A 2,795-nucleotide genomic window follows, 5' to 3' on the forward strand; every position below is an offset into this window, starting at 1 on the left:
CAGACGACTGAGCGCCCGCCGTGTCATCCCACCGATGTCGAACGGCCCGCTGTTATACCACGCAACGAACCGCTCAGCAACATCAACCGGATCGAACGCTTGCCGTTCAACAAGACTCCGCGCGATACACAACGCCTGATCTGTATCGTCAGTAATCGTCCCAGCAGACTGATGCCACGTTCCGTACCCGATCATCTCATCAAGCCGCCCGTGTTCAGCACTGATCTTCGATGCAGACGCGAACTCGACCGGCCGGCCAAGCGCATCCCCGCACGCTAATCCAAGTAACGCACCACGCGCTCGATCCGAATCCATACGTCATCAACGATTACCGCTTTGAAAAATGTAGGGTGAAAGATTATAATATAGATCTAATACAAGAAGAGCAGCTAGAATAGCCAATGGTCTTCTATCTTCACCCATCTATTATCGTTATATATACATCGTAAATGGTACAATACCGAACATTAGCATTAATTATTTCAATACAAGATAAATATCGAGTATCATAGCAAAGTTATGCGAGACACGGATCAAATTTCATGTCCGGTACACGAGTGTGATTTTAGAGGAACTCTCAGTAGAGTCATTCACCATGTGACTGGTACAGATGATCAAGATCATAGATGGGAGAATCTCGGATATCAACACTCATGGGATTTTAGATCATCACAAATGACTGATTCAGGTGGTAAGAGAAATGATACTGTCGAGGATGAGTGTAGAGGAAAGAATAACAATGGAGAGGTTGAATTCACTGGGGACTCTTTAGCAGATATACCAGCGGTTGGAGATACGCGAGAGTCAGAACTTAGACAGGCTGGATATACAACGGTTCGGTCCGTTGCAGAAGCAACTGTTGAGGAGCTTGTTACCACCAAGACGATCAATAAATCAGATGCATATTGTATTCTAGAAGCGGCCAGGGAGCTTTGTGGAGAGGATGGCACGATTCAACACCAAATTGCAGACGAGTGTAATGTACCCCGACAAGAGGTATCCGAAGCTTTTGCCCGTATTGCTTATCGAAAGGGCTCGTTCGCAACAAAAAGAGCCGCACTAAGAGAGGTTTTCTGTGACGAACCAAGGCAGTCTATTCTCCATCTCGAAAGTCACTCTCTCAATTTTCTTTACCTATTATATCAGGCAGGATTCGAAACGGCAGAAGATGTTGCCACGGCCCTACTCGACGAATTAACTGAAGTGGGGTATATCGACAAGGACCGTGCCAAAAAAATACGGGCGTCAGCTCGTGAAGTCGTCTCTGGGGAATTCTCTGACAGACAGCAAGACAGTATGAAGACTGATTCGAATCGTGGGACAGATCCTAATTCTGAATTTATTTGTGAAAAATGTGGAAAGAGATTCAAATTTAAATCCGTCTTACGAAAGCATGGATACAGTTGTGATCAGTCAGTAGACTCTCATAGTTCCGAGCTCTCAGAGAAGCAAAACAGTATGAAGACTGATTCGAATCGTGGGACAGATCCTAATTCTAAATTTATTTGCGAAAAATGTGGAAAGAGATTCAAATTTAAATCCGTCTTACGAAAGCATGGATACAGTTGTGATCAGTCAGTAGACTCTCATAGTTCCGAGCTCTCAGAGAATGCAGATCGAACTCCAACCCCATCGTCTATGGGATGGGATATTGATTCACTTGCAGCTGCGACGACACTTGATACTGATGAGATAGAAGATGCGGTCAATCGGGTGATTACTTCAGGATGTTCCCATGATGAAGCTATTGGCTACGTGCGCCGGTATCTCAAAGAGATGCTACAGGGAGAGGGACTTTTTGCAGTTTACGGGGTCGGACCAAGTAGGGGATCGTCTCTTGTGAAAGCTGGCGTCACAACAACTGATGAATTACAAGCAGTAACGCCATACGACCTGTCCAATAGAACTGACTTATCGACAGCACAGGTACAACGCCTTCAAGAAGCCGCGCAAGCAGGTAATTTTGCTTCTTTAGAACCGGACGATGAACAAGTCGCCGAGCAGCTCATCGATTCCTCAGTAGAGTCTCTCACACAGAACACCGACAACAAACAGCCCTCAAATACGGAGAGACAACCAGCCAGAGGCGCTACTCAGCTTGAAGAATCAGACTCTGGACTTTCAGGGAAGTCAGAGAGTTCCTCTATTGACACACCTCCTCAGGACGATGATAGCAAACAAGAAGCTCTCGTCCCAGGAGAACTTCCTGTACCAGTCCCAGAGGAATATACGGTGCCTGGTGGTGGCACAGTCTATCCAAACTACCTCTCAGAATACTATGAGTCGTTCCGTAATGCAAGAAAAGTTTTAGAGCTTGTTTTCCAAATTCCCGGAACCGATATCGATCCAGAAGACCGCCGAGATCCACGTGTTCAGTATTTCATTCTACTCGATGCCTGCATCGGATTCGGCGACGCATCTACTCTATTTACCGGCTATGGACCACAGCATCAAGATAGACTTTCATTCAGTATTAGAGACTATCGTAAGGTGTTCGGAGACGCCGAGACAGTAACGCATTACCAAGTTATCAACGTCAGGCCCTTTAGAGAGGATACGCATGAACTCCTTCAAAAAAGGGCGAGCGTGAAGACGACAAGAGAGTTCGTTCGGCCTTGCGTTCCCGGAACGAATTACTCGATACCAGAACTTCCCGGTTCACTTGCAGAACTCCAAGACGCCTTGCTTCAACTTGCCACGTTCCCGGCGTACCCACCGCTACCATCGGAGAATGGGACTAATAACAGAACTATTCCAGTCGCAGACATGTACCGGACGTGTTTCGGGGACTTAGA

The 2,795-nt window shown here is 46.6% G+C and carries 2 protein-coding genes; one reads left to right on the forward strand and one right to left on the reverse strand.

Annotated elements, in window-relative coordinates; translation table 11 throughout:
- Positions 1 to 315, reverse strand: a 315-nt coding sequence (locus E5K03_RS13810; protein WP_171006700.1) for an ADP-ribosylglycohydrolase family protein, incomplete at its 3' end; no start/stop codon positions are given.
- 282 nt (positions 316 to 597) lie between these two features.
- On the opposite strand from E5K03_RS13810, the gene E5K03_RS13815 reads away from it, so the two are divergent.
- A partial coding sequence (locus tag E5K03_RS13815) for a helix-hairpin-helix domain-containing protein (RefSeq protein WP_205743007.1) occupies positions 598 to 2,795 on the forward strand: 2,198 nt, incomplete at its 3' end.

Origin of the sequence: Halalkalirubrum salinum, from assembly GCF_005543295.1 — an archaeon.
GTDB classification, from domain to species: domain Archaea; phylum Halobacteriota; class Halobacteria; order Halobacteriales; family Haloferacaceae; genus Halalkalirubrum; species Halalkalirubrum salinum.